The sequence below is a fragment of the Alteromonas sp. CI.11.F.A3 genome (genome assembly GCF_032925565.1).
Classification (GTDB): Bacteria; Pseudomonadota; Gammaproteobacteria; order Enterobacterales; family Alteromonadaceae; genus Alteromonas.
This window is the reverse complement of record NZ_CP136708.1, coordinates 4,287,728-4,309,294: the sequence shown is the minus strand read 5'-3', so window position 1 is coordinate 4,309,294 and position 21,567 is coordinate 4,287,728. Positions and strand designations below refer to the sequence as shown.

The 21,567-nt window shown below is 44.4% G+C and carries 17 protein-coding genes; 7 read left to right on the top strand and 10 right to left on the bottom strand.

Annotated elements, in window-relative coordinates; all coding sequences use genetic code 11:
• Positions 1-80 precede the first annotated feature (80 nt).
• Entirely contained in the window at positions 81-671 is a 591-nt protein-coding gene (locus tag R1T43_RS18565; protein ID WP_317350899.1) for a TetR/AcrR family transcriptional regulator, read from the bottom strand.
• A 152-nt stretch (positions 672-823) separates the two neighbouring features.
• Here R1T43_RS18565 and R1T43_RS18560 point away from each other — a divergent pair, with 152 nt between their 5' ends.
• From R1T43_RS18560 to R1T43_RS18545, 4 genes are all read left to right on the top strand, one after another.
• Positions 824-2,239, top strand: a complete 1,416-nt coding sequence (locus R1T43_RS18560) for an NAD(P)/FAD-dependent oxidoreductase (RefSeq protein WP_317350897.1) — start codon at positions 824-826, stop codon at positions 2,237-2,239.
• A gap of 23 nt (positions 2,240-2,262) precedes the next feature.
• Positions 2,263-3,480, top strand: a complete 1,218-nt coding sequence (locus R1T43_RS18555) for a DUF2855 family protein (RefSeq protein WP_317350895.1) — start codon at positions 2,263-2,265, stop codon at positions 3,478-3,480.
• A 302-nt stretch (positions 3,481-3,782) separates the two neighbouring features.
• Positions 3,783-4,733: a choice-of-anchor A family protein gene (locus R1T43_RS18550; protein ID WP_317350893.1), complete on the top strand. Its 951-nt coding sequence runs from the start codon at positions 3,783-3,785 to the stop codon at positions 4,731-4,733.
• A 102-nt stretch (positions 4,734-4,835) separates the two neighbouring features.
• The gene (locus tag R1T43_RS18545) at positions 4,836-7,607 is read left to right on the top strand and encodes a tetratricopeptide repeat protein (protein WP_317350891.1); all 2,772 of its coding nucleotides are present in this window, start codon (positions 4,836-4,838) and stop codon (positions 7,605-7,607) included.
• Here R1T43_RS18545 and R1T43_RS18540 read toward each other — a convergent pair.
• The 8 genes from R1T43_RS18540 to argC all read right to left on the bottom strand — a co-directional run bounded on the left by R1T43_RS18540 (position 7,597) and on the right by argC (position 17,613).
• On the bottom strand, positions 7,597-8,457 hold the full coding sequence (locus tag R1T43_RS18540) for an alpha/beta fold hydrolase (RefSeq protein WP_317350889.1): 861 nt from the start codon (positions 8,455-8,457) through the stop codon (positions 7,597-7,599). The genes R1T43_RS18545 and R1T43_RS18540 overlap by 11 nt on opposite strands.
• 88 nt (positions 8,458-8,545) lie before the next feature.
• Positions 8,546-10,711, bottom strand: a complete 2,166-nt coding sequence (locus R1T43_RS18535; RefSeq protein WP_317350887.1) for an EAL domain-containing protein — start codon at positions 10,709-10,711, stop codon at positions 8,546-8,548.
• A 246-nt stretch (positions 10,712-10,957) separates the two neighbouring features.
• Entirely contained in the window at positions 10,958-12,268 is a 1,311-nt protein-coding gene (argA, locus tag R1T43_RS18530; RefSeq protein ID WP_211068976.1) for an amino-acid N-acetyltransferase, read from the bottom strand.
• 4 nt (positions 12,269-12,272) lie between these two features.
• On the bottom strand, positions 12,273-13,655 hold the full coding sequence (gene argH, locus R1T43_RS18525) for an argininosuccinate lyase (RefSeq protein ID WP_061996926.1): 1,383 nt from the start codon (positions 13,653-13,655) through the stop codon (positions 12,273-12,275).
• Between the two features lie 10 nt (positions 13,656-13,665).
• Positions 13,666-14,871: an argininosuccinate synthase gene (locus tag R1T43_RS18520; RefSeq protein ID WP_061093569.1), complete on the bottom strand. Its 1,206-nt coding sequence runs from the start codon at positions 14,869-14,871 to the stop codon at positions 13,666-13,668.
• A gap of 14 nt (positions 14,872-14,885) precedes the next feature.
• A complete protein-coding gene (locus R1T43_RS18515; protein ID WP_317350883.1) occupies positions 14,886-15,797 on the bottom strand; it encodes an ornithine carbamoyltransferase in 912 nt (303 codons plus the stop codon).
• Positions 15,794-16,600, bottom strand: a complete 807-nt coding sequence (argB, locus tag R1T43_RS18510; protein WP_317350882.1) for an acetylglutamate kinase — start codon at positions 16,598-16,600, stop codon at positions 15,794-15,796. Before argB ends, R1T43_RS18515 begins: the two co-directional genes overlap by 4 nt.
• Positions 16,600-17,613 carry an N-acetyl-gamma-glutamyl-phosphate reductase gene (gene argC, locus R1T43_RS18505; protein ID WP_317350881.1) on the bottom strand — a complete coding sequence of 338 codons (1,014 nt, stop codon included), beginning with the start codon at positions 17,611-17,613 and terminating at the stop codon, positions 16,600-16,602. Before argC ends, argB begins: the two co-directional genes overlap by 1 nt.
• A gap of 527 nt (positions 17,614-18,140) precedes the next feature.
• Here argC and R1T43_RS18500 point away from each other — a divergent pair.
• A complete protein-coding gene (locus R1T43_RS18500; RefSeq protein ID WP_057794324.1) occupies positions 18,141-18,551 on the top strand; it encodes a methylglyoxal synthase in 411 nt (136 codons plus the stop codon).
• Between the two features lie 56 nt (positions 18,552-18,607).
• Here the strand turns inward: R1T43_RS18500 and R1T43_RS18495 are convergent, their stop codons facing one another.
• On the bottom strand, positions 18,608-19,444 hold the full coding sequence (locus tag R1T43_RS18495) for a hypothetical protein (protein ID WP_317350880.1): 837 nt from the start codon (positions 19,442-19,444) through the stop codon (positions 18,608-18,610).
• A gap of 159 nt (positions 19,445-19,603) precedes the next feature.
• Between R1T43_RS18495 and R1T43_RS18490 the strand changes: the two genes are divergently transcribed.
• Together R1T43_RS18490 and R1T43_RS18485 are read left to right on the top strand one after the other, a co-directional pair.
• Positions 19,604-20,353 carry a flagellar basal body L-ring protein FlgH gene (locus R1T43_RS18490; RefSeq protein WP_211068970.1) on the top strand — a complete coding sequence of 250 codons (750 nt, stop codon included), beginning with the start codon at positions 19,604-19,606 and terminating at the stop codon, positions 20,351-20,353.
• 12 nt (positions 20,354-20,365) lie between these two features.
• The gene (locus R1T43_RS18485; RefSeq protein ID WP_317350879.1) at positions 20,366-21,556 is read left to right on the top strand and encodes a flagella assembly protein FlgT middle domain-containing protein; all 1,191 of its coding nucleotides are present in this window, start codon (positions 20,366-20,368) and stop codon (positions 21,554-21,556) included.
• Positions 21,557-21,567: the final 11 nt, after the last annotated feature.

Genomic DNA, 21,567 nt, shown 5'->3' with positions numbered 1-21,567 from the left:
TTCGTGATAGGCCGGTTAATGTGTTGCTGCTTTGTATTCTTATTATAAGTGACTTCTTCAAGCGACTTTAACAAGCGTCTTTAGCAATGACTGTTGTGCGTAGCAACCAAAGCGTATACGTGCAGGCGAATTGCATTCAATGCCCGCGCTTTCCAGTCTACCCAATTAATTCTATTGCGAATTTCATGTTGGTTTAAACTTATATAACCATGACATAACGCCCAAATTTGCATGGCCATATCTTGACGCTCTTCTACAGCAATCTCTTTTTTAATTATCGCAGCTACCACTTTCGTTAACGTAATAAATGCCTTTTCCCCCGCCGCAATGGCATCTTCACTGGGAGTATAATCTTTCAGATTAGATCCAAATATCAGATTGTAATGCGCTGCATGAGCCTCAGAGAATTGCAGTACACGTTCGCAGGCATTAAGTAACCGATCTGATGGGGTATTACCCCCTGACTGCTTCATCATGTCATCGACAAGGGTAAAGCCTTCAATATACAAGGCATCGAGAATACCTTGCTTCCCTTTGAAATGGCTATAAATGCCAATGGTAGACATACCAGCGCCCTCCGCGATGGCACGTACGCTTAATGCGTGGGTGCCCCCTTTTAAAAACAAGGTGGAAGCTGCATCTAAAATTTTCTGACGAGTATCTTTTTTCATTTACATTGAATTTACATGTTGCGCAATATAACGGCGTTATATATATTGAATATAACACTGTTATATTCAATCGTTCCATTAGATTGTCGTTTAACCTGATTATATTTTATAAACCCGCGTGCAGGCCGGTTCATACATAAAGGACATAGTATATGAAAGCAGAACAATTAACTTGCGATTATTTGATTGTGGGAAGTGGGGCGGTAGGCATGGCATTTGCCGATGTGCTACTCAGTGAAACTGATGCCAGCATCATCATTGTTGATAAATACGCTAAGCCTGGTGGCCATTGGAACTTAGCCTATCCTTTTGTCACCCTACATCAGCCTTCTGCTTTCTATGGTGTTTGTTCACGAGAGCTAAATCGCGGCGTCATTGATAAAACAGGAATGAACGAAGGGTTAATGGGATTAGCCTCTGGTGCTGAGGTGAGTGCCTACTTTGATGCAGTCATGCAAGAGACCTTTTTACCCTCAGGTCGCGTTCAGTATTTTCCCCTCAGCCAATACGAAGGCGATGGTAAGTTTACTAATATAACGGGCGGTAAAACCTACGAGGTTACCGTGAATAAAAAAACCGTGGATGCGACCTACTTAAAAACCAGTATTCCTATTACCCACAAGCCTAGCTTTACCCTTGATGAAAATGTTGATTTTACGCCAGTAAACACCTTAACCCAACGTGTACGCGGGCATAAAAACTATGTGGTCATAGGCGGTGGTAAAACGGGGATCGACACTTGTTTATGGTTGCTTAGCAATTTTGTAAACCCTGAAAACATTCATTGGGTGGTATCGCGGGATGCATGGCTGCTTAATCGCAAAAACACCCAGCCACTCGATGACTTTTTCTTCGATACCATTGGTGCGCAAGCGAACCAAATGGAAGCTATTGCTCAGTCGACCTCTATCGATGACATGTTCGATAAGTTAGAGGAAAAGGGCGTGATGCTGCGTATAGATAAAGACATCAGGCCTGCTATGTTCCATGGCGCAACGGTAAGCGAAGCCGAACTGGCGGCACTGCAAACCCTACCCAATATTATTCGCCATGGCAGAGTGACTCATGTGGCAAAAGAGGCGCTTTCGTTCGAGGATACTGAGTGGGCAATGCCAGAAGATGCATTGGTGGTTGACTGTTCGGCGTCAGCACTTACCAATTTAGAGATAAAGCCTGTTTTTGAGGGCAATACTATTACACCGCAAACCGTGCGAGCTTACCAACCAGTATTCAGTGCGGCGCTAATTGCGCATGTTGAGGCAGTCTATGAAGATGAAGCTACCAAACAAAAACTGACGCAAGTAGTCCCTTTGCCCAATCGTGATATTGACTGGATACCTATGACAGCAGCCATGCTGCGAAATATGCATATTTGGGGTGAGGCGCCTGAGCTTCGAGCATGGATCCACAATTGTCGACTCGATGGTTTTTCCAAAATTGTTCATGGTGTGGCCAAAGACGATATGCCGAAACTACAAGTGTTAGGGCGCCTAAAAGCCGCGTCGCAACCTGCTATGGGGAAACTCATGGAGTACATGCATATGCTAAAAGCCAGTGGCAAACTCTAACACTAAGAAAAAGGAACAAGGTTATGCAGCAGTTTCAAGTTGATAAACAAGACTTAAGCCAACACCGTATAGTCGCGACAGAAGACGCCAAACTTTCTAATCAAGGGCGATTAAATCAAACACTATTAAAAGAAACATCATCCAAAGAAGGGCTATCGAAAAAAGGAGTAACCTTTGAAGTAGAGCGTTTTGCCTTTACCGCCAACAATCTCACTTATTTCATGATGGGTGAAAAGCTTGGATATTGGCAGTTTTTTCCAGCGTTTTCTGACAAAGCCCTTGCCGACAAAAACACTGCCGACAACGCTGCTACTAACAAATCCCATGAGAACAACGTCAGCGATAAGTGGGGGGTTATTCCTGTGTGGGGGATAGGTAAGGTGTCAGCATCTAGCGTAGAGGGGGTGGACGTAGGCAGCCGCTATTTTGGGTATTTCCCGCCTGCCACTCATCTGCATATGGACGCCGTTGCTTTTGCTCAAGGAAATTTGATTGATACCAGCGCCCATAGAAAAGCATTACCGCAGGGATATAACCTGTATCGCCCGTTAGAAAGTGGCGGCGATAAAACCCAGTCACACCGTGAAAACCTGCAAATGCTACTGTGGCCTTTATACATCACATCCTATTGTTTATGGGATTTAATAGACCAGTACAACGCGCCTAAACCGAGACAAGTGATTGTATTAAGCGCATCAAGCAAAACCAGTTTAGGGTTGGCCTATGCCCTTAAAAAAGATGACTATCACGTGGTGGGTGTGACCTCTAACAAAAGCCAAGCGTTTGTTGAGGGACTAGATGTCTACAATCAAGTGGTTTGTTATGACAAGCTAGATGACATCGCCAGTAAAGCCAGTATTGTGGTAGATATGTCGGGCAACAGTGAGGTTAAGCAGCGGCTTAAGGTTAGGCTTGGTGATGATCTCATGCGCTATGTGCAAGTGGGATTAACCCATTGGCAAGATGCGGGCACAGGGGATGGCGCTGAAAATACCGAAGACGCCTCTGGTAATAGCGATGAATTCTTCTTTGCACCTGCGCACATTCAAACCAGAATGGCTGAGCTAGGTGCAAGTAAATTTCAATCACAAAGTGGGGCTTTTGTAAAAGAAGCCATGCAGTGGACTTCTTCATGGCTGTCGGTAAAAGAGCATAAAAATATTGTGTCATTAATGGAAAACTTTGCCGCGATTTGTCACGGTGATGTTTCTCCTCACGAAGGTTTGATATTTATACCGTAATATTTTTTACCTTCATCCCTATTAGATAGGATTGGCCGCATCGCGATTCAGGGAAGATGTCTAAAATACCTATGCACCAACATGGTGCCACTAGTTAACAAAGTGTAAAGAAATTGTCGGGCGTCAGTTTTTTTTACATAGCTTATAGTTGGCATCTTCCCTTATTGTATAAATATCAATTAAATCATGGCTTTATTTTAATGGTGTGAATCTTGCTTATATTGCGGAATACGCAAGTTTTAACTTGATTTCTTAAGTTGATGAACTTGTTTGAACCTCATGCAAATATAAGGCAGTACGTGATGTTTCGCTTAGTCGTATTAGTGATATCGTTGTTTACGTTTGTAGCTTCAGTGAGCGCCTCAGAGTCTACTTCAAGTACGTTGGGTACTTACAACCTCATCTTGTTAGAAGATTACAATTTTCAAGGTGGTGATGTGCAGGGCCAAGTGCTTATCGGTGGTGACTTAAACGCTAATGGTCATGCGGTTGAGTTCGGTAGTCGGCTGGCGAATACAAACACTGCCATCGATGCTGTTACCATTATGGGTGACGTCAATGCCAATCAAATTCGCGTTTTAAATGACAATAATTTAGTTTACGGTGGCGCGCTTAATGTGTCGCATGTAGAACTGAATGACGGTAGTGATGGCGAAGCGATTTATAATGCTGATCTCAGTATTGATGAGGTAGCGGCCTCGCTGCACGCCGATTCAGCGTACTTTGCCAGCCTTAGCGCAAATGGCACATACAGTAATGGCATATTTAACTATATAGGCACAGACAGCGTTGCAATCTTTAATGTATCCGCTGGCGATATCTTTGCACAAAATAGTAATTTATCGCTGAACTGGGGCGATGCAGAAACCGTTATCATCAATGTTTCTGCAAGTGATGCTATTGCGAATGACATCGTAGTGGGTGGTGGTGTAAACCTGAACAATGGTTTCAACGGTAGCGAAGCATTTTCAAATGTTCTGTGGAACTTCTACGACGCAGAAAGTATAGATTTTAATAGTTTAGCTGTTAAAGGTTCAGTGTTAGCCCCTTTAGCGACCACCCGTGGTGGTGCGTCGTTTGATGGCTCTTTCGCCGCGGTTTCATATACAGGCGCTCGTGAATTTCATAATTATGTCTTTAATTACGAAACACCTTCAGCGCCTCCGGTAGTGACTGTCCCAGAGCCGCCTACCATTGCAGTATTGGCGTTGTTCTTGTTATTCTTAAGCTTTAGAAGAGTACGCCGCTACTAAGTGTCTTCAGCGACTGCCTATAGCAGAGCATGTGACTTGATGACTTATACTTTTCCCCAGATATTTATAACTACAAGCGCACGGTGTGCGCTTGTTTTCTTTGTGTGTCTCTCTCTATCTTTCTCGGTATATTCAGCCAATAACGAGGATTATGAAAAAGGGAAAGCTTCTTTCTACCTAAAGGAATACAAAGAAGCATTTATTCATGTAAAAAGTGCACTTCAAGCTGAACCAGACTATTTACCCGCACAAATCTTATTAGCACAGTTGTATCAAGTGAACGGCATGTTTGCCCAAGCAGATGCTGCATTTCAAACCGCCTATAACGCAGGGGGTGATGCTCGACTTATCTTCGAGCCTTGGGGCGAGGTACTACTTCGCTTAGGCGAGAGTGAACGTATCCTTGCTCTTGATTTTGATTCAACCTTTCATGTTGAAGCGCAAATAAACTGGCATACAATTCGCGCTAAGGCATGTATACAGCAGTCTCGAATGTTGTGTGCTAAATACGAATATGAACAAATCTTATCGCGTGTGGCTGACCACCCAAAAGGCCTTAACGGATTAGCGTTGTTGGCTATACTTGAGCGTCGCTTTGAGGAAGCTGAGCCCCTATTGGCGATGTCGATGGGGCAAAGTGATACTCAAGCGCAAACGTGGTGGCTAAAGGGGCAATTGGCAAAAGAGCGCCGGGAGTATGCCCAAGCCCAAGCGTTTTACAGTAAAGCTTTCTTGTTGTCTCCCAATAATCCAACCATGGCACGTAGTTTAATCGATGCTTACATTTCTTCTTCTGACTTTGATGCGGCACTTTTAATTACTGAAGATCTGTTGTTACAAACAGAGGGCGATCTATACGTATTGTTCGTCAATAGTTGGTTAACCAGTCAAGTTGAATCGTTAGCGGTTATCAGGCCTCAGTTAGAGCAAATTGCTACTCAACTAGCGAATGTAGATGAAGTAATGTTACACACTGAACCCGCACTTTATTACCTGCGGGGCATGGTGGCGTTAATGCAGAAGAATTACGAAACAGCCCGCGATAATTTTCGTAGTTATGCGAAGCATACAGAGGAAGATGTACAAACGGCGATACTGCTAGCAAGCACTAATATAGCGCTTGGAGATAAAAAATCAGCGATGTCTGCTTTGCAACCTCACGCAGAAACCTTAATAGATAACAATATTGATCAAGCGCTAATGCTGGGAACACTTTTTCTCGAGAACAAGCAAAATTTTGCAGCGGTAAACCTATTGAATAAGTTGGAAGCGGCGTACCCAAATAACGTTAATGTCGCTTTGTATGCCGTGCGAGTTGCCTTAAGTCGAGGCAAAGTTGCGCAAAGCAATGCACAGCTATCTAGTTTAAAGGCACGTTATCCTGAAAATCGGCAAGTGCTGATGACCTACGCGCTACATCATCTTAATAACGGAAATTCGGCGTTGGCTGGTGAAGCAATTACGTTGCTCTCAGCTCGCTTTCCCAGTGATGTGTCGATTCAAAATATGTACGCAGCTCAGCTTATTATTGATAAACAATACGAAAAAGCACAAGAGGTTCTTGATAGGGTTCTTTTACAATCACCTAGGTTGTTCGCAGCACGCTATAATCAGGCGACCTTGTTGCTTCAACGTAATGAGTTAGATGAAGCCAGAGAAATATTACTTTCCCTATCTGCTTTGCGTCCTGAGCACTTACAAGTTGCTTTTCAGTTGGCCAAAATTGATTTCCAAATGGGTAACGTTCAGGCTGCCATTTCAGGCTTTCGTAAAATATTAGTATCTAATGGTGCGTCTACGCCGTCGAACGTTACCTTTTCTGCAGTAGCGGCTTATGCGCAAATAGGCGACTACAACAGTGCGATAGAATTGCTAAGAAAGCTTTTGGCTAGCGAGCCTGGGAATCAAATCGCGTTAGTACAACTAGCAGGTTTTTTTGTAAAAGTAAGCGATAAACAACAAGCGCTGACTACCCTTAAGAAAATGGATGTTATTCCGTCGCTTTCTATCAATACTCGACTTGCGCAAGTCGCACTTTGGACAGCATTAGGTGAGCAAGCCAAGGCGTTGCAGGTGATGCAAAGTATCCACGAACTAGTACCTGATGATAAAAATATTCATTTACAGCTGGTGAAGTTAATGCTTGTTTCTGGGGAATTGAAAGATGCTGCAGCCTCTCTGGAAATGCTTGAAAATGACTTCCCGAATGATCCGCTAGTTAAGTTTAAGCAGGGCGAATTAGCACAAGCGCAAGGGCAACTAGACACAGCCTATAAGCATTTTGAAAACGTATTGGCACTTGATGCAAGTTTCGATTTAGCCTTGGCTAAACTGTATTCCATTAGCGTTCAAAAGCAAAGTTTTAACCACCTGGTGGTGCGCTTAAATAGCATAGTAAAGCAAGAACCAACGCGTTATTTTCCCCGTAATTTACTCGCTCAATATCACTACTACTATGGCGATAAAAACCAGGCTATTGGTCATTATCAACAGCTACTTAGTCTTGTTGATGATAATAGCCGATATGCCATGTTAAACCGGCTAGCTGTTTTACATTTCTCCACTGATACCGACCAAAGCTTCGCTTATGCAAAAAAAGCCTATGAACTTGCGCCTAACAATGCAGATGTCTTGCATTCCTACGGTTGGAGTTTAACGCTTAAAGGCCGTTACAACGAAAGTTTACCAATTCTAAGAGAGGCGTCGGCTAGGAATGCTATATCCCCATCGCTGAAATACCATTTAGCCTATACGCTTTATCACTTGGGTAAAGCTGATGAGGCCGAGCGAATACTAACGGCGTTACTTACCGTCGAAGAATATTTTGATACTCGCCCACAGGCCGAAGCTTTGCTGACAGAAATTAAGCGTTAAGGTGAGATATAAGAAAATCACTTACTTCGGGCCACAGTGACTGAGATCTCCGTGAGAAAAATTTCATGTGGCCAATCTCTTCAAGATTATGTTCATGAGGTTTGAGTAAGCGAATTTCGGCCTCTAGCTCAGGGAAAACACTAATCATATCTTTAACATTTGACAGGTTAGCTATGTCATCATCGCTGGCTAATAACCATCTAGATGGTAAACAAATATCGTTATACCAGTGCTGTAAAACTTCTTTTCCAAAGGCTTCCTTCACATAACCTTGGCCATTGCACCATTTTTGCCACTGCCTGCTAACCCCTTTAGGCAAAGGCTCACCCATGCCCACTAAATGCGACTTTGTGTGTCCGAAAAGTAGATTGTTCACGGGAATATAAAAATTCATAAAGAAGTGAGCTTTTAACAAATAGCTTTTGGGCATATTACGCAAACTACCCGATGAGCTACCAAAGTTACAAAATGCAGTAAGGTCATTCACGTTTGGCATTAGACCTAAAAGTTGCCCGCCCGCACTATGACCGACTAAAAAGTATTGAGTCTTGGGGAAGTGCATTTTTAAGGTTTCTAAAACTGCGGGCATATCTTGCTGCCCCCAGGACACTAATGACGCTTTACTGTGTCTAACCTTACCTTTTAACGATTCTGCAATACCACGGTTGTCGAATGTGATCACACCAAAACCCTGTTCACAAAGGTAGCTAGCAAACGCTGCGTAGAACTGGCGTTTGATACCCGTAGCGGGCGCTATCATGACTGCGCCTTTAATAGAATGATTGGGCATATAGCGTGTTGCGGTTAAGTGAGTACTGTCTTCACAGGTAACACTGATATCTTTAGGCATTCGACGTTCCCGTTCCTCTGGTCTTACCAGTAAAGCGATAGCCGGTTAAAAATGCAAGAGAATAGGTATTTAAATTTGTTATAGACGGTTATTGAAGCGCAGCTTTTCCGACGATAATAGCTTTGTCCATTCCCTGCCAGGCTTCAAGTGGGGCTGGTTTACCGTACAAATAACCTTGAAAAAGGGTGAAGCCCATATCAATAAGCAGGTTAAGTTGCGCTTGGGTTTCTACCCCTTCAGCAATGGTTTTCATTTCAAGGCTTTTGGCTAAATCTAGCGTCATCTGCACTATTTTACGGTGGCGATCTGAGCAATCAATGCGATCGACAAATTCTCTGTCTATTTTTAGCACAGATGCTGACATATCAATAAGTTGCGACAACGATGCGTGGCCAGTACCGAAGTCATCAATAATGATAGTCGCGCCCACATTGGCCAATGAAGTTAGTCTGCGTTTTGTCTCTTGATGACTTGCCAATACAGAGGTTTCCGTTAATTCAAGCTTCAAGCGTTCTTGTAAAAAAGGGCTCTCTGAATAGCGGCGCAGTAATTTTTCATAAAATAAGTCACTGAGTAGTTCAGGGCCCGACAAGTTTATAGCCACAGGAACAGGTGGAATACTGGTGGGCCAATTTTCTATAAGCTCAATGGTGTTATCAAGCACCTTTTGAGTAAAGAGAATATGCCAATTATTCTTTTCAATAACAGGAAGAAATTGGTAAGGGTGAAGTATTTTACCCTCATCATCATCTTTAAGCCGAGCCAGCACTTCAAAGCCCACTATTGCATTATCAATGGAAACTTGAGGTTGTAGCCATAACGCTAAACAGCGATTGTCGAGTAATCGCTTCACTTTGTCTCTGTGCTGCGTGTCCTTGCGAATAAGTTTTATTACATTGCTATCGAACTGGCTGAAATCTCTATTACTACCGGCTTGGCTTAAGGCAATAGCACAAGACTCGGTAATCTGAGAGGGCATTTGGGGAGTGTCAACATGCACGAAACCGCCAAGCCAATTCAAAGGTTGAGAGATTGTTTCCAGGTTGTCATCAATCTGAATGAGGCTAGGAAGTGTGTCGCGAAGCCAAGTATTAAAGTCTTTCGATTTGTGCAAGTCGTGTTGGCATGAAACGAGAAACCTAGCGCCAGGTAAACGATACACGCAGGCTGATGCGGGCAATGCACTTTGTATTTGCGCTGCACATTGGGCCATTGCTTTGTCACCTTGCGTGTAACCATACTGCAAATTAATGTCCCGCAAATTCGCAAGCTTGAGCATTACCGCTTGTGTATTTGCGGGAACGGGTTGATTAACACTGCAATTCCAATAATGATGGTTTCGCAGGCCAGTGAGTTCATCGTAATAGTGCTTTTCAAAATGTTGACGTTTAAATGCGTCGAACTTGCGGCCATGTTCCGTAGCTTCAGATACGTCGAAGCAATGGATTAATTGTTTTTTGTGAAGCTGAAGGCTGGCTGATTGGAGTTCAAAAGTAGCGAGAGGATTGCCCGATAGATGTGTTTTGTGTCGATGACCGGCACTTATTGGCTCATTAAGCTCAAACAGTTGATGAACATAGTAGCAGGGCTCTGGTAATTGATTAATAAGTTTTCGGGCGCTTTTATTGGCCTGCAATATTTTCCCTTGCTGATCACAAAAAAGGGAAGGGGTGCCGCCGTTATTAAAAATTTCCTGATAACGACTTACCAGCTTTTCCATCTTTTTCTTTTGCTTCAAATTCAAAGATGACTGACTTTCTAATGACGTCATCACTCGAATCACGGCCATAGGAAGGCAAAAGTTAAAAAACATAAATATTAACGAACTCAAATAGGTGTGAGTATCGGGTAAGGTGATGTCGATGCCGAAAAGTGGAGCGATTGGCTTGTTATTTATTAAAATAGCAAAAGGAATGAGGTTTAAAAGCATGCCGATCATGGCCGCTTTATTGCCGTAAAATAGTCGTAAAATAATGGGAAGCGTGAAGAAAAATAACAAGCCGTAGCGCGCTGAGGTAATATCAATCGTGAAGAAAAGTATGCACAACCCTGCTAGTACAATGGTGAGAGTAAGGCTGGCTGACGCGAGTTTTATTTGACCTTTACGAAGCCCCAACGTGGCGTAAAGTAACGCTGAAAAGCCAATCGTGAGATACAAAACGTAATACATACCCTCTTGATAGGCGGCATAAGAGGAATGCAGTACGATGGCTGAGGTTAACGTAACCCCAATAAGAAGGATAATTCGTAGCACACTGAGCTTCCAAGTGTCAGCGTCGGGGGCGCGAACATGCTCTGTATCTAGAAGGAGATAACGTTTAAGTAAAGTACTGCAACGATTAAACACTACATATAACCGAGTAATTATTCTGTCATCAACGTTATCTCAGCCTTAGCTGTTTGTCGAGAGTATTGTTTTAAATTACTGATAATTATTAACAAATTTCTCTTTTTTGTTAATGGGTTGTGCGCGCTTCAATGTTAGCGCGCTATACCATTATTATATGTTTAGAGTGAACACTTTAGAGTTACGCTGAAAATTATAGAGCTCTTTTTTTACTTCCGGTAGGGCACTGATATCAGCATGTTCAAAACCTTGCTCTAAGAACCAGTGTGCAGTTACCGTAGTCAGTACAAACACACGATTGATATCTGCTTCGCGGGCACGAATTTTAACTTCATCTAAGATGCGCTCACCACGATTTTTACCGCGATAATCAGGGTGGGTAGCCACACAGGCTAATTCAGCGCAGCCATCCTCAGGGTAAAGATAAAGCGCCGCACACGCGATTATCATACCGTCGCGAACAATCACAATAAACTGGTTAATTTCACTTTCCAGCCGTTCACGGGAGCGTTTTACCAACACGCCGCTTTCTTCTAGCGGTTTGATGAGCTTTAAAATACCGCCCACATCATCGATAGTTGCGGCACGTAGTTGTTCGTAATGATGTTCCATTACTAATGAACCTGTACCGTCACGAGTGAAAAGTTCTTGGAGTAGTGCACCGTCCTTTTCGTAGCTTATGCAATGAGCTCTTGGCACGCCAGCTGCGACACTGGTAGTCAGCGCCTTTAACACCGTATCTTCGGTAGTAATATTACCGCTTAAAATAAGTTGTTCTAACTGAGGGCGTTCAATGGTGCGAAGTAACTTATCTTCGCTATTGTAAATACCGTCGAAGTTAGAGAAAACAATAAGCTTGTCAGCTTTAAGGGCAATGGCCGCTTGGGTGGCTACATCTTCATGGGAAAGGTTAAAGACTTCCCCCGTAGCGGAATATCCCATAGGGGAGAGCAGTACTATAGAGCCATCGTTTAAATGGTCATTAATACCTGTGGTATCTATACGACGCACCATACCGGTATTTTCAAAATCAATACCGTTGCGTACGCCCATAGGCTTAGCCACCACTAAATTACCTGAGCACACGCGAATTTGTGCGCCGTGCATCGGTGAATTGGGTAGCCCCATGGTAAGTAAGGCTTCTACCTGTGAGCGCACAGAGCCTGCGGCATCTTTCACGCACTCTAGGGTTTGCTTATCAGTAATACGCACGCCATTTTCGAACCGACCTTCAATGGTGCGAAGGGCAACACGCTGATCAATTTGAGGGCGCGCACCATGTACCACCACCACGCGAACCCCTAAGGTGTTCAGCAGGGCAATGTCATGAATAATGTTGGGGAAGTTAGGATGTTCAATGGCTTCGCCACCGAACATCAAAACAAAGGTTTTCCCTTGATGAGCATTGATATACGGCAGTGAGCTTCTAAAAAGCTTAACGCCGTCATGATGGGCAAGCACCATGTTATTACCCTTGCTTGTCGAGGTTTTCTAGCTCTTGATACAGTGCTTTTGTCACTGTTTCTTTGCTAGTGCCACCTAAAATGTTGCGTTGGTTCACGCCATACTCTAATTGCAATACGGTATAAACATCATCTTCAATTTTATCGCATACCGCTTGTAAGCTTGCCAAAGGTAAGTCTTCAATCGCGCAACCTGCTTCAATAGCTTCTAGTACCACTTTACCGGCAATATCATGACCCGTTCTAAACGGAATACCTTTACCTACTAAGTAGTCGGCAAGTTCAGTGGCGTTAGCAAAACCTTGTGTGGCAGCTTCGCGGCAACGGTCTTCATTAAGCTGCAATGAATCAAGCACCTCGGTAGCAATACACAAGCATATATGCCATTGGTTTACTGTATCAATAGCGCCTTCTTTGTCTTCTTGCATATCTTTGTTGTACGCAAGAGGAAGGCCCTTCATGGTTACAAGCAAGGCTTGAAGTGAACCGAATACACGGCCACATTTACCACGCATAAGCTCAAGTGCATCCGGGTTTTTCTTTTGCGGCATTAACGACGAACCTGAGGTTACGCTATCGCCAAGCTGCAAGAAGCCCGCTTCACCAGAGTTATAAAAAATCATGTCTTCAGCCACGCGAGACAAATGCATCATGCTGGTGCTCGCAACAAACAGAAGTTCTAATACGAAGTCTCTGTCCGAAACCGCATCTAGGCTGTTTAAGCACGGAGAATCAAATCCCAGTTCTTCGGCAATAGCGTGACGGTCAACCGGGTAAGTTGTACCAGCCAATGCACCAGAGCCAAGCGGACACTGGTTCATGCGTACTTTTAAATCGTCTAGACGGCTTAAGTCGCGCTTAAACATTTCAACATACGCTAAGCACCAGTGCGCAAAGTGAATAGGCTGAGCACGTTGCAAGTGGGTGTAACCAGGAATAATGGCTTCCTGGTGACGACTTGCGGCATTAAGGAGTGAGCGAATAACGGCTACAACATCACTACGAAGTGAAGCGATATGCTCACGTACCCACAAACGGAAATCGGTGGCTACCTGATCGTTACGGCTTCTACCCGTATGTAACTTACGACCAATATCACCAAGCTGCTCAATAAGCGCCGACTCAACAAAACTATGAATGTCTTCTTCGCTAGAAGCGTTGAAGTCTAATTCACCCGCGTCAGCTTTCGCTTTTAAGTCGCTGAGTGCACCTTCAAGTTGTGCTTGTTCGTCTGTGGTTAGCACACCTGCTTTTTGCAGTGCACGAGACCAGCTAATAGAGCCTTGAATATCTTGGCTTGCCATCACTTGGTCAAACGGCAACGAATCGTTAACCTGCTTGAACATGCTACTAGCGCCTGATTCGAATCGACCACCCCACAATGCCATGTGTTACTCCTTAACCCTGGTTTTTCAATGCAGAAATACGACTTGAAAGACTGAACAGACGAATAAAGCCTTCAGCATGTTTTTGGTCGTAAACATCATCTGCACCAAAGGTAGCAAAATCTTCAGAGTATAGGCTGTTCGGTGAACGACGTTGAGTAACGGTCGCCTGACCTTTATAAAGCTTCACTACGATGTCGCCAGTCACTTTCTTAGCGAAAGATTCTGCGCCTGCTAGTAAGGCATCGTTTAAGGCTGTGAACCAACGGCCGTCGTACATTACGTGAGAGAACTCAAGGCCAATTTGCTCGCGGTATTTAAGCGCAGCTTTATCAAGCACCATAGTTTCAAGGGCTTTGTATGCTTTAAGCATTACCGTGCCTCCTGGTGTTTCATAACAACCACGAGACTTCATGCCAACCAAACGGTTTTCAACAATATCGATACGGCCAACACCATGTGCTGCGGCAACTGTGTTTAGCTTAACCAATGCTTGGTAAGGCGATAAAGCTTCACCGTCAACGTGAGTAAGTTCACCTTCGTTAAATGAAAGCGTCACGCGCTCTGGCGCATCTGGCGCATCTTCTGGATCAACTGTCATGGTCCAGATTTGCTTGGTAGGCTCCTGCCATGGATCTTCTAATTCCCCACCTTCGTGAGAAATATGCCATGCGTTTGCATCGCGGCTGTAAATTTTGGTAGCAGAGGCTGTGGTTTCGATATTGCGTTCAGCCAAGTAGGCCAATAAGTCTTCACGAGATACCATGTCCCACTCACGCCATGGCGCAATTACAGTAAGCTGTGGAGCAAGGGCCGCAAACGTACTTTCAAAACGTACTTGGTCGTTACCTTTACCGGTACAACCGTGACAAAGTGCATCTGCACCTACTTTAAGGGCGATTTCTACCTGCGCTTTAGCAATAACAGGGCGCGCCATCGACGTACCAAGTAGGTATTCACCTTCGTATACCGCACCGGTTTTAATGGTAGGGTAGATGTATTCGCGTACGAACTCTTCTTTCAAGTCAACGATGTGACATTCGCTAGCACCAGAAGCAATGGCTTTCTCGTGTAAGCCTTCAAGCTCTTCATCGCCTTGGCCAACATCGGCCGCAAAGGCAACAACTTCACAGTCGTAGTTTTCTTTAAGCCATGGAATGATGGCTGAAGTGTCAAGGCCGCCTGAATAGGCGAGTACGATTTTCTTTACGTTTTGCATCTAAAAGAGTCCTCTTAGGCACTTAATAATTGAGTGAGAATGGCGTTTTGGCCATGCATTCTATTTTCGGCTTGTTGCATCAATAACGACTTGTCGCTATCAATCAACGAACCTGTAATTTCTAGGTCGCGGTGTGCTGGTTGGCAGTGCATTACATAGCTTGCACCAGTAGATTCCATCAGCGCCTCGTTAACCTGATAAGGCATAAATTTCGCTTTAATATCAGCCAAAGGCGTTTCATCACCCATCGACAACCAGGTATCAGCGTAGATCACATCGGCGCCATTTGCAGCGCTAACGTCATGGCTTTCAACAATGGTCGCGCCAGTTTGTTCGGCAAGCTTTTTGGCGTGCGCGACAATCTCGGCATCACATTCGTGACCTTCAGGAGTAACTACCACCTGATTGCAGCCTATTAACGCACCTGCAATTAACAAAGAGTGAGTGACGTTATTGCCATCACCAATGTACGCCATGGTAATGCCTTGGGTCTTACCAAAGCGTTCAAATACGGTAAGGTAGTCTGCCAATGCCTGACAAGGGTGATACTTATCGCACAGTGCATTAACGACAGGTACTTTAGAGGCAGTAGAAAACTGCTCTAAGGTCTTGTGAGAAAAAACTCGGGCCACTATCGCATCAGCCCAACAGGCCAAGTTTGCAGCCATATCAACCGCGTCTTCACGGCCAGCAAGTTTTCCACCTTGACTATCAAGATACACCATGTGGCCGCCTAAGCGGTTAATGCCAATATCGAAGCTGACACGGGTACGTAAAGATGGCTTTTCAAACAAGGCGACTACCGATTTTCCGGCTAATACATTGCTGTAGCTTGAAGGTGATTGTTTAATTTCAACAGCCAAATTCAACAACTTATGCATTGCTTCGGGTGTCCAATTGGAAAAAGTCAGTAGGTCTTGTTTCATAATGCGTCTCCTAGTACGCCACGTTCCGGTGCTTGCAATGAAGGTAATACCTGCGTGCCCGTATTCTTATTTAAAATGTCAGTAATGTCAGCCGCCCAGCTAGCAATGTAAACCGGGAGTCCAAGGGTATTGGCAGATTGCAGCGCGGCGTCTACCTTAACTTTCATACCATCAGTAATGACCCCAGCTTGTGCAAGCTCGGCAATAGAGTCTTGATTAAGCACTTCTATCAGTTGCTTATCAGCATCAAGTACCCCATCAACGTTCGATAACAACAGCAATTCAGCGTCAAGCAGTTCGGCAACCACTGTCGCGGCTTGGTCGGCGTTGATGTTCAACAAGCGACCTTCAGGGCTGCTGCCAATTGAGCTTATTATCGGTAATGTGGCTTGCGCTAGCGCACTCTTAAGGAAAGAGGCATCGGCAGTTGAAGGAATACCTACAGCGCCATACTTCTCAGCCATCGGTTGGCACACTACCATATTGCCATCAAGTAAAGAAAGGCCGACGGGCGTTAATCCTGAGGCAATCGCCGCAGCACATAATTGTTTGTTTGCTGCGCCCGCTAACGCACCACAGATATACGGCATATGTTCATCAGGGGTTACTCGAAGGCCATCAATTTTGGTGCTTGCCAAGCCTAAGCTTGCCATTAGGGTTTCAACCAAAGGGCCGCCACCGTGAACCACGGCAACAGGGCGTGATTCGCTGACTTGTTTAATACTTAAAAATAGCTTTTGCATAGCGGCAGCGTCATCTAATAACGCGCCACCCACTTTAATTACAACGGGTGAACTGTTCATTATTGCACGAGTCCTGTTTCAACCGGCTGGGCAGTCATAATATTAAGGCATTGAATGGCCTGTGATGCAGCCCCTTTCATGACATTGTCGATAGCTGCCGTCACTACTGCATAACCAGATGTTTCATCAAGCTTCCAGTGTAAATCAACAAAAGGCGTATGCGCCACATCGTCAATCTTTGGAAAACTTGAACGTAATCTTACTAAAGGCGCATTAGTATAAGCTTCGGTAAAGGCGGCATCTAATTGAGCGCTGGTCACGCCTTTATTTAGTTTAACCGTAACCGTCGCAAGTATGCCCCGTTTGAAGTTACCTAAATGAGGGGTAAATATAACCGGGGTTGCTAAATAAGCTTCAATTTCTGGTGTATGACGATGGCCAAGTACGCCATAAGCTTGCAAGCTTACTTCATAGAAACTTGACGTTAGGCTGGCTTTTCTACCCGCACCGGATACACCCGATACCGCATTGATCACAGGGCGAACCGCGTTATCCAGTAAGCCATTAGCAGCCAAAGGTTTCAGCGCGGATAAACTGGCAGTAGGGTAGCAGCCAGGTACGGCAATAATATCTGCTTGTGCAATATCATCTTCGTACCATTCAGCTAGCCCATATACCGCCTCTTGCAAACTCGCCTTCGCGGTATGAGGGAAGCCATAAAACTGCTCAAAGACTTGGGTATCTTTAATTCTAAACGCACCAGATAAATCTAGTATTTTCGCTTTGCCCGCAGACAAGGTTTCCATCCAATCGTGACTAGCTTCATGAGGAGTCGCCAACAGCACAAAGTCCATTTTGGTTGCCAACTCTACTAATATGTCATTGCTAATAGGCGTCAACGTATAGTTGAGGTGGGCTAGGTTGCCATGAAGTGCCGCAATGTTTTTGCCTGCATCGGCACTATTTTCTGAGACATAAGTCCCATCAAGCGACAAAGCAGGATGTTGATGAACTAATTGAACTAGCTGTGCGCCGGTGTAACCACTGGCACCAATAATCGATACGTTATACATAATGAGAAATTCAATAAATGGAGAAAAAAATCACTTTTTACCTTTGTAAACTGATTTGGCGTAATTCCTTGCCTAACCGCTACCACATTACAAAGGTAAAAAGTGTGCTACCGAAAAAGCATATTCGCAGACATTCGTCGTCGCAAGCAATGCAATGTGCAGCTATCCAGGGGAGAGGTTAACTCATTGACGTTCCCAGTATTACTACCACGAACGAGAGTTGGTTGTGTCATCGGTGCTTCCTGTGTCTGTATCAACCCTAAAAATGGGTTTGATGCCTTAACCGTCGCCTAGTTTACTTATATGGAATATTTATGCAATAAAAATGTATAAATATTTTAAGTTTTTGGTGCCATAGATCTCGTATTAAATAGCTGGGTAGGAGTTTTATCTATAGTAGCCACTGAGATATGACATAATGTTGACAATTGAGTGTATAAAACTGAATATTTATACTAATTATCGCATAAATCGGCGATGATACGGATTAACCATGGTTAAACAAACGACAGTTGGAATTTCTAAGTATGAGTAAACTTACCGTTGCGCTGGTGGCTCACGATCATAAAAAGCCCGAATTACTAGCATGGGTGAATAATCACATCGAAATAATGAAGCAGTGTGACCTAGTGGCAACTGGCACTACAGGTGGGCTAATCAGTGATGAAACTGGATTAGAAGTAAAACGGTTTAAAAGTGGTCCACTTGGCGGCGATCAGCAAATTGGTGCATTAATCGCTGAAAACAGACTCGATGCGCTGTTTTTCTTTTGGGATCCGTTAAACGCAGCTCCTCACGACCCTGATGTTCGCGCACTATTGCGATTGTGTTCAGTGTGGAATGTGCCAGTGGCATGTACGCCAGCCACCGCTGATTTAATGGTAACGTCACCGCTCTTCTTGTCGTCTGAATACAAACCCATTAAGCCTAACTTCTAAGCGTGGCGGCGCTAGCCGCCGCTTATCGATTTCGCTTACCGCTTTCGCGTTTTCATTTAGCCACCAACTTGTCGACGTACAAATTCATAAACGTCACTAGCGGCAGTTGATGACGTCTCGCCATCGGCCTCATCTACCATTAAGCTATTTTCTCCGGTGCTTTCGGTGGCTGCATTGCCATTGATTATTTGTTTACCGGCGTCCCATAAATTATTTGAGATACTTTTACCGGTAAGTCCCTCTACAGTGAGGTCGACGGCGTTATAAAGTAATCCACCGAGACCACCATATAAGAAGCTGCCTGCCATACTGGAAGCCGCTGCAATATGGCTTGATGTCGTCGCCTCATAAATATCAGATACAATCGGTAAATGGTTTACAATATTGAGTGTGTCAAAACCGTCTTGCAGCCCCAATCCATCCTCACCAAATGCTGATGTCATCATGCTATCGAACCTCGAGGTTGTTGGCAGGTCGGTTTCTGTACTTGCTGCTTCAACCGCAGTTGAATCGGCTGTTGAAGTCGAAGTGCTGCTTGATGCCTGAGCCGCGGTGTCAGCTGAAGACGTTGATGCTGAGGCAGTCAGCGCCGCGAAAACATTATTTTGCAGGGCACCAAGCAATTGATTTTGCATTAGGCTAATGGCGTCATCAGTGACGAGGTTCGATAACAAGCTGGTATCAAATTGACTTGTGCTAGTACTGCTTTGTGAACTTGACGTTTCGTCATTGCTGGCTTCTTCATTTGACAACAAAGCGGCAAACATAGACGGCAAAGACTGGCTAGTTGTTGCCGCTTCCTCTGCCGTAGTGGAGGTGGAATTTCCCCCCGCTGACGGCACTGCTGAAAGCAACGAATTTATTGTGCCTTGTGTAGATGTTTCAATGGCCATAACTCCCCCATACCCGCAGGCATATCATTGTTTTGTAAAGGTTTTGCAAAGTTACTAAAGAACGTATTTCGTGTTGAAATTATTCGTTTAAACTTGCTCCTGTTCGGGTCATGGATGGCACTTAAACAACATTATTTTTTATTTCCTTCAGAGCACATTATGAAAAATCGATGCCAGAAAGTGTTTCTTGCCCTTATCTTTACAATGACCGGTTGCGCCCAAACGGTTTCACAAGAAGAAGAAGTGGTGGCAAGCAGTCCAACCAATCCAAAAGTAGAGCAACGCGCTATCTCGCCCACCTCTGATGAACCTGCACCAGGCGATCCTACTTATGCCCCGCCGCGGGCTTATTCTGTTGAACAAGTTCGTATTCCTAGCGGCTCTTTATTTAATCCAGAGTTGGCCATGGGGTTATATCAGCGTCATAGCCAGTACAAAGTTGGCGATATGATTTTGATAAAGCTGGATGAAACCACCCAGTCTGAGAAGTCACTCGATTACAACCAAGATAAGAACAGCACCTTTGATATAGAACCTTTAACTGTGCGGGTAGGGGGAATTCAAATTGAAGGTGATGATCTTGAAGTAGACCATGAGCAAGACAGCGAATTTACCAGTTCGGCCCAATCAAGCCAGTCAAATTCACTGCAAGGAAGTATAACGGTTTACGTTACCGCGATTACACCAGCGGGAAACCTGCTGGTCACCGGGGAAAAATGGATAACCATGAATAAAGGGAAAGAATATATTCGTTTTTCAGGTGAAGTACGCAAGCAAGATGTGGATGAAAGCAATACGGTGGTGTCTTCAAAAGTGGGTAATGCACTTATTGAATATAGCGGCACCGGAGATTTGCAAGAGAACCAAGAGCGCTCTGTAATAGACAAATTGTTCGCAATATTCGGTTAGTAGGTGAAAAGCATGAAAGGCTATTTTCGTCTGGGTATAGCAGTAATAACCATGTGGCACGGCGCAGCCATGGCCGTTTGGGTACAAGGTGAAGCTAGTCTCAATTTTACCGGTGCAGACTTAGATTCTGTACGCCCTACGGTGATTAAAAATGCGATTGCCGATGCGTCGTATAAGAGCGGAAGTGTTATTGCCGCCGAAGATGTTTTAATTAATGGGTTAATACTTAGCAGTAAAGCCGAGCTTCGTACCGCGGGTCGAATACAGCGGGTTGAAATCATTAGCGAAAGCGTTCAAGACAATGTGCTATCGGTAGTGGTGAATGTTAATTTAACCCCTTTATTTGACTGCGAACCCAATCGTTTTCAAAAGCGTTTGCTGGTGACCCACTTTGCCTTACTCGATTCACGACAGGCGGCCACAGGCGGTATTTATAATATTGGTAAACACATTACGCAAAGATTCGCGCAGCAACTGAAAAATACTGCAGATACGCCTAACGTTATGCAAATATCACAGGCCATGACAAACGCCGATATGTGGTCTGCCGAAGCGCTATCAGGAGTAGAGTTGCAACAAAAATCTACCTACTTACGTGATACCTATGGTCAGCAATTCGCACTCTTCGGCTATATAAAAGACGTCAGCTTGTTTGAGCAGATAGCACAAAGTGAATCTTTTTTTGACAGTGACGAGGTGGCGGTTAGACGCAACTTTACCCTTCAAGTCTTTGTGCTAGATACCTTCAGGCAACGCATTATTTATAACGACAGTTATCACAGTGAGGCAGACTGGGGGTTTGAAAATAGCTATCAAGTTGATACTAACAACAGCTTGTTTTGGCGCAGTGAGTACGGGCGAATGGTACTAAATACAGTAAATGCAGCGGTAACCGATATCTCTGCCGCCATTACCTGCGAGCCCACTTTTGCGCGAGTGGTTAATACGAGTAATCAGCAGTTGATTGTCGATTTAGGTATTGCCCAAGGTATTCGCGAAGGTGACAGCTTTCAGTTGTATAAACAGCAGTCATTACCGGTGCTTTTATCACCCACTAAGAGCGTTATGTTACCTGTAGAAAATGGGCAATTTGCCATTACCCATTTAGGTGATGAAGTGAGTGTGCTGAAGGTTGAAGGCGCTGAATCGGCGGTTCACTTATACGACATTGTTTCGCCCGTACAAAAAAAAGACGCAAACTAAAAGTTTGCGTC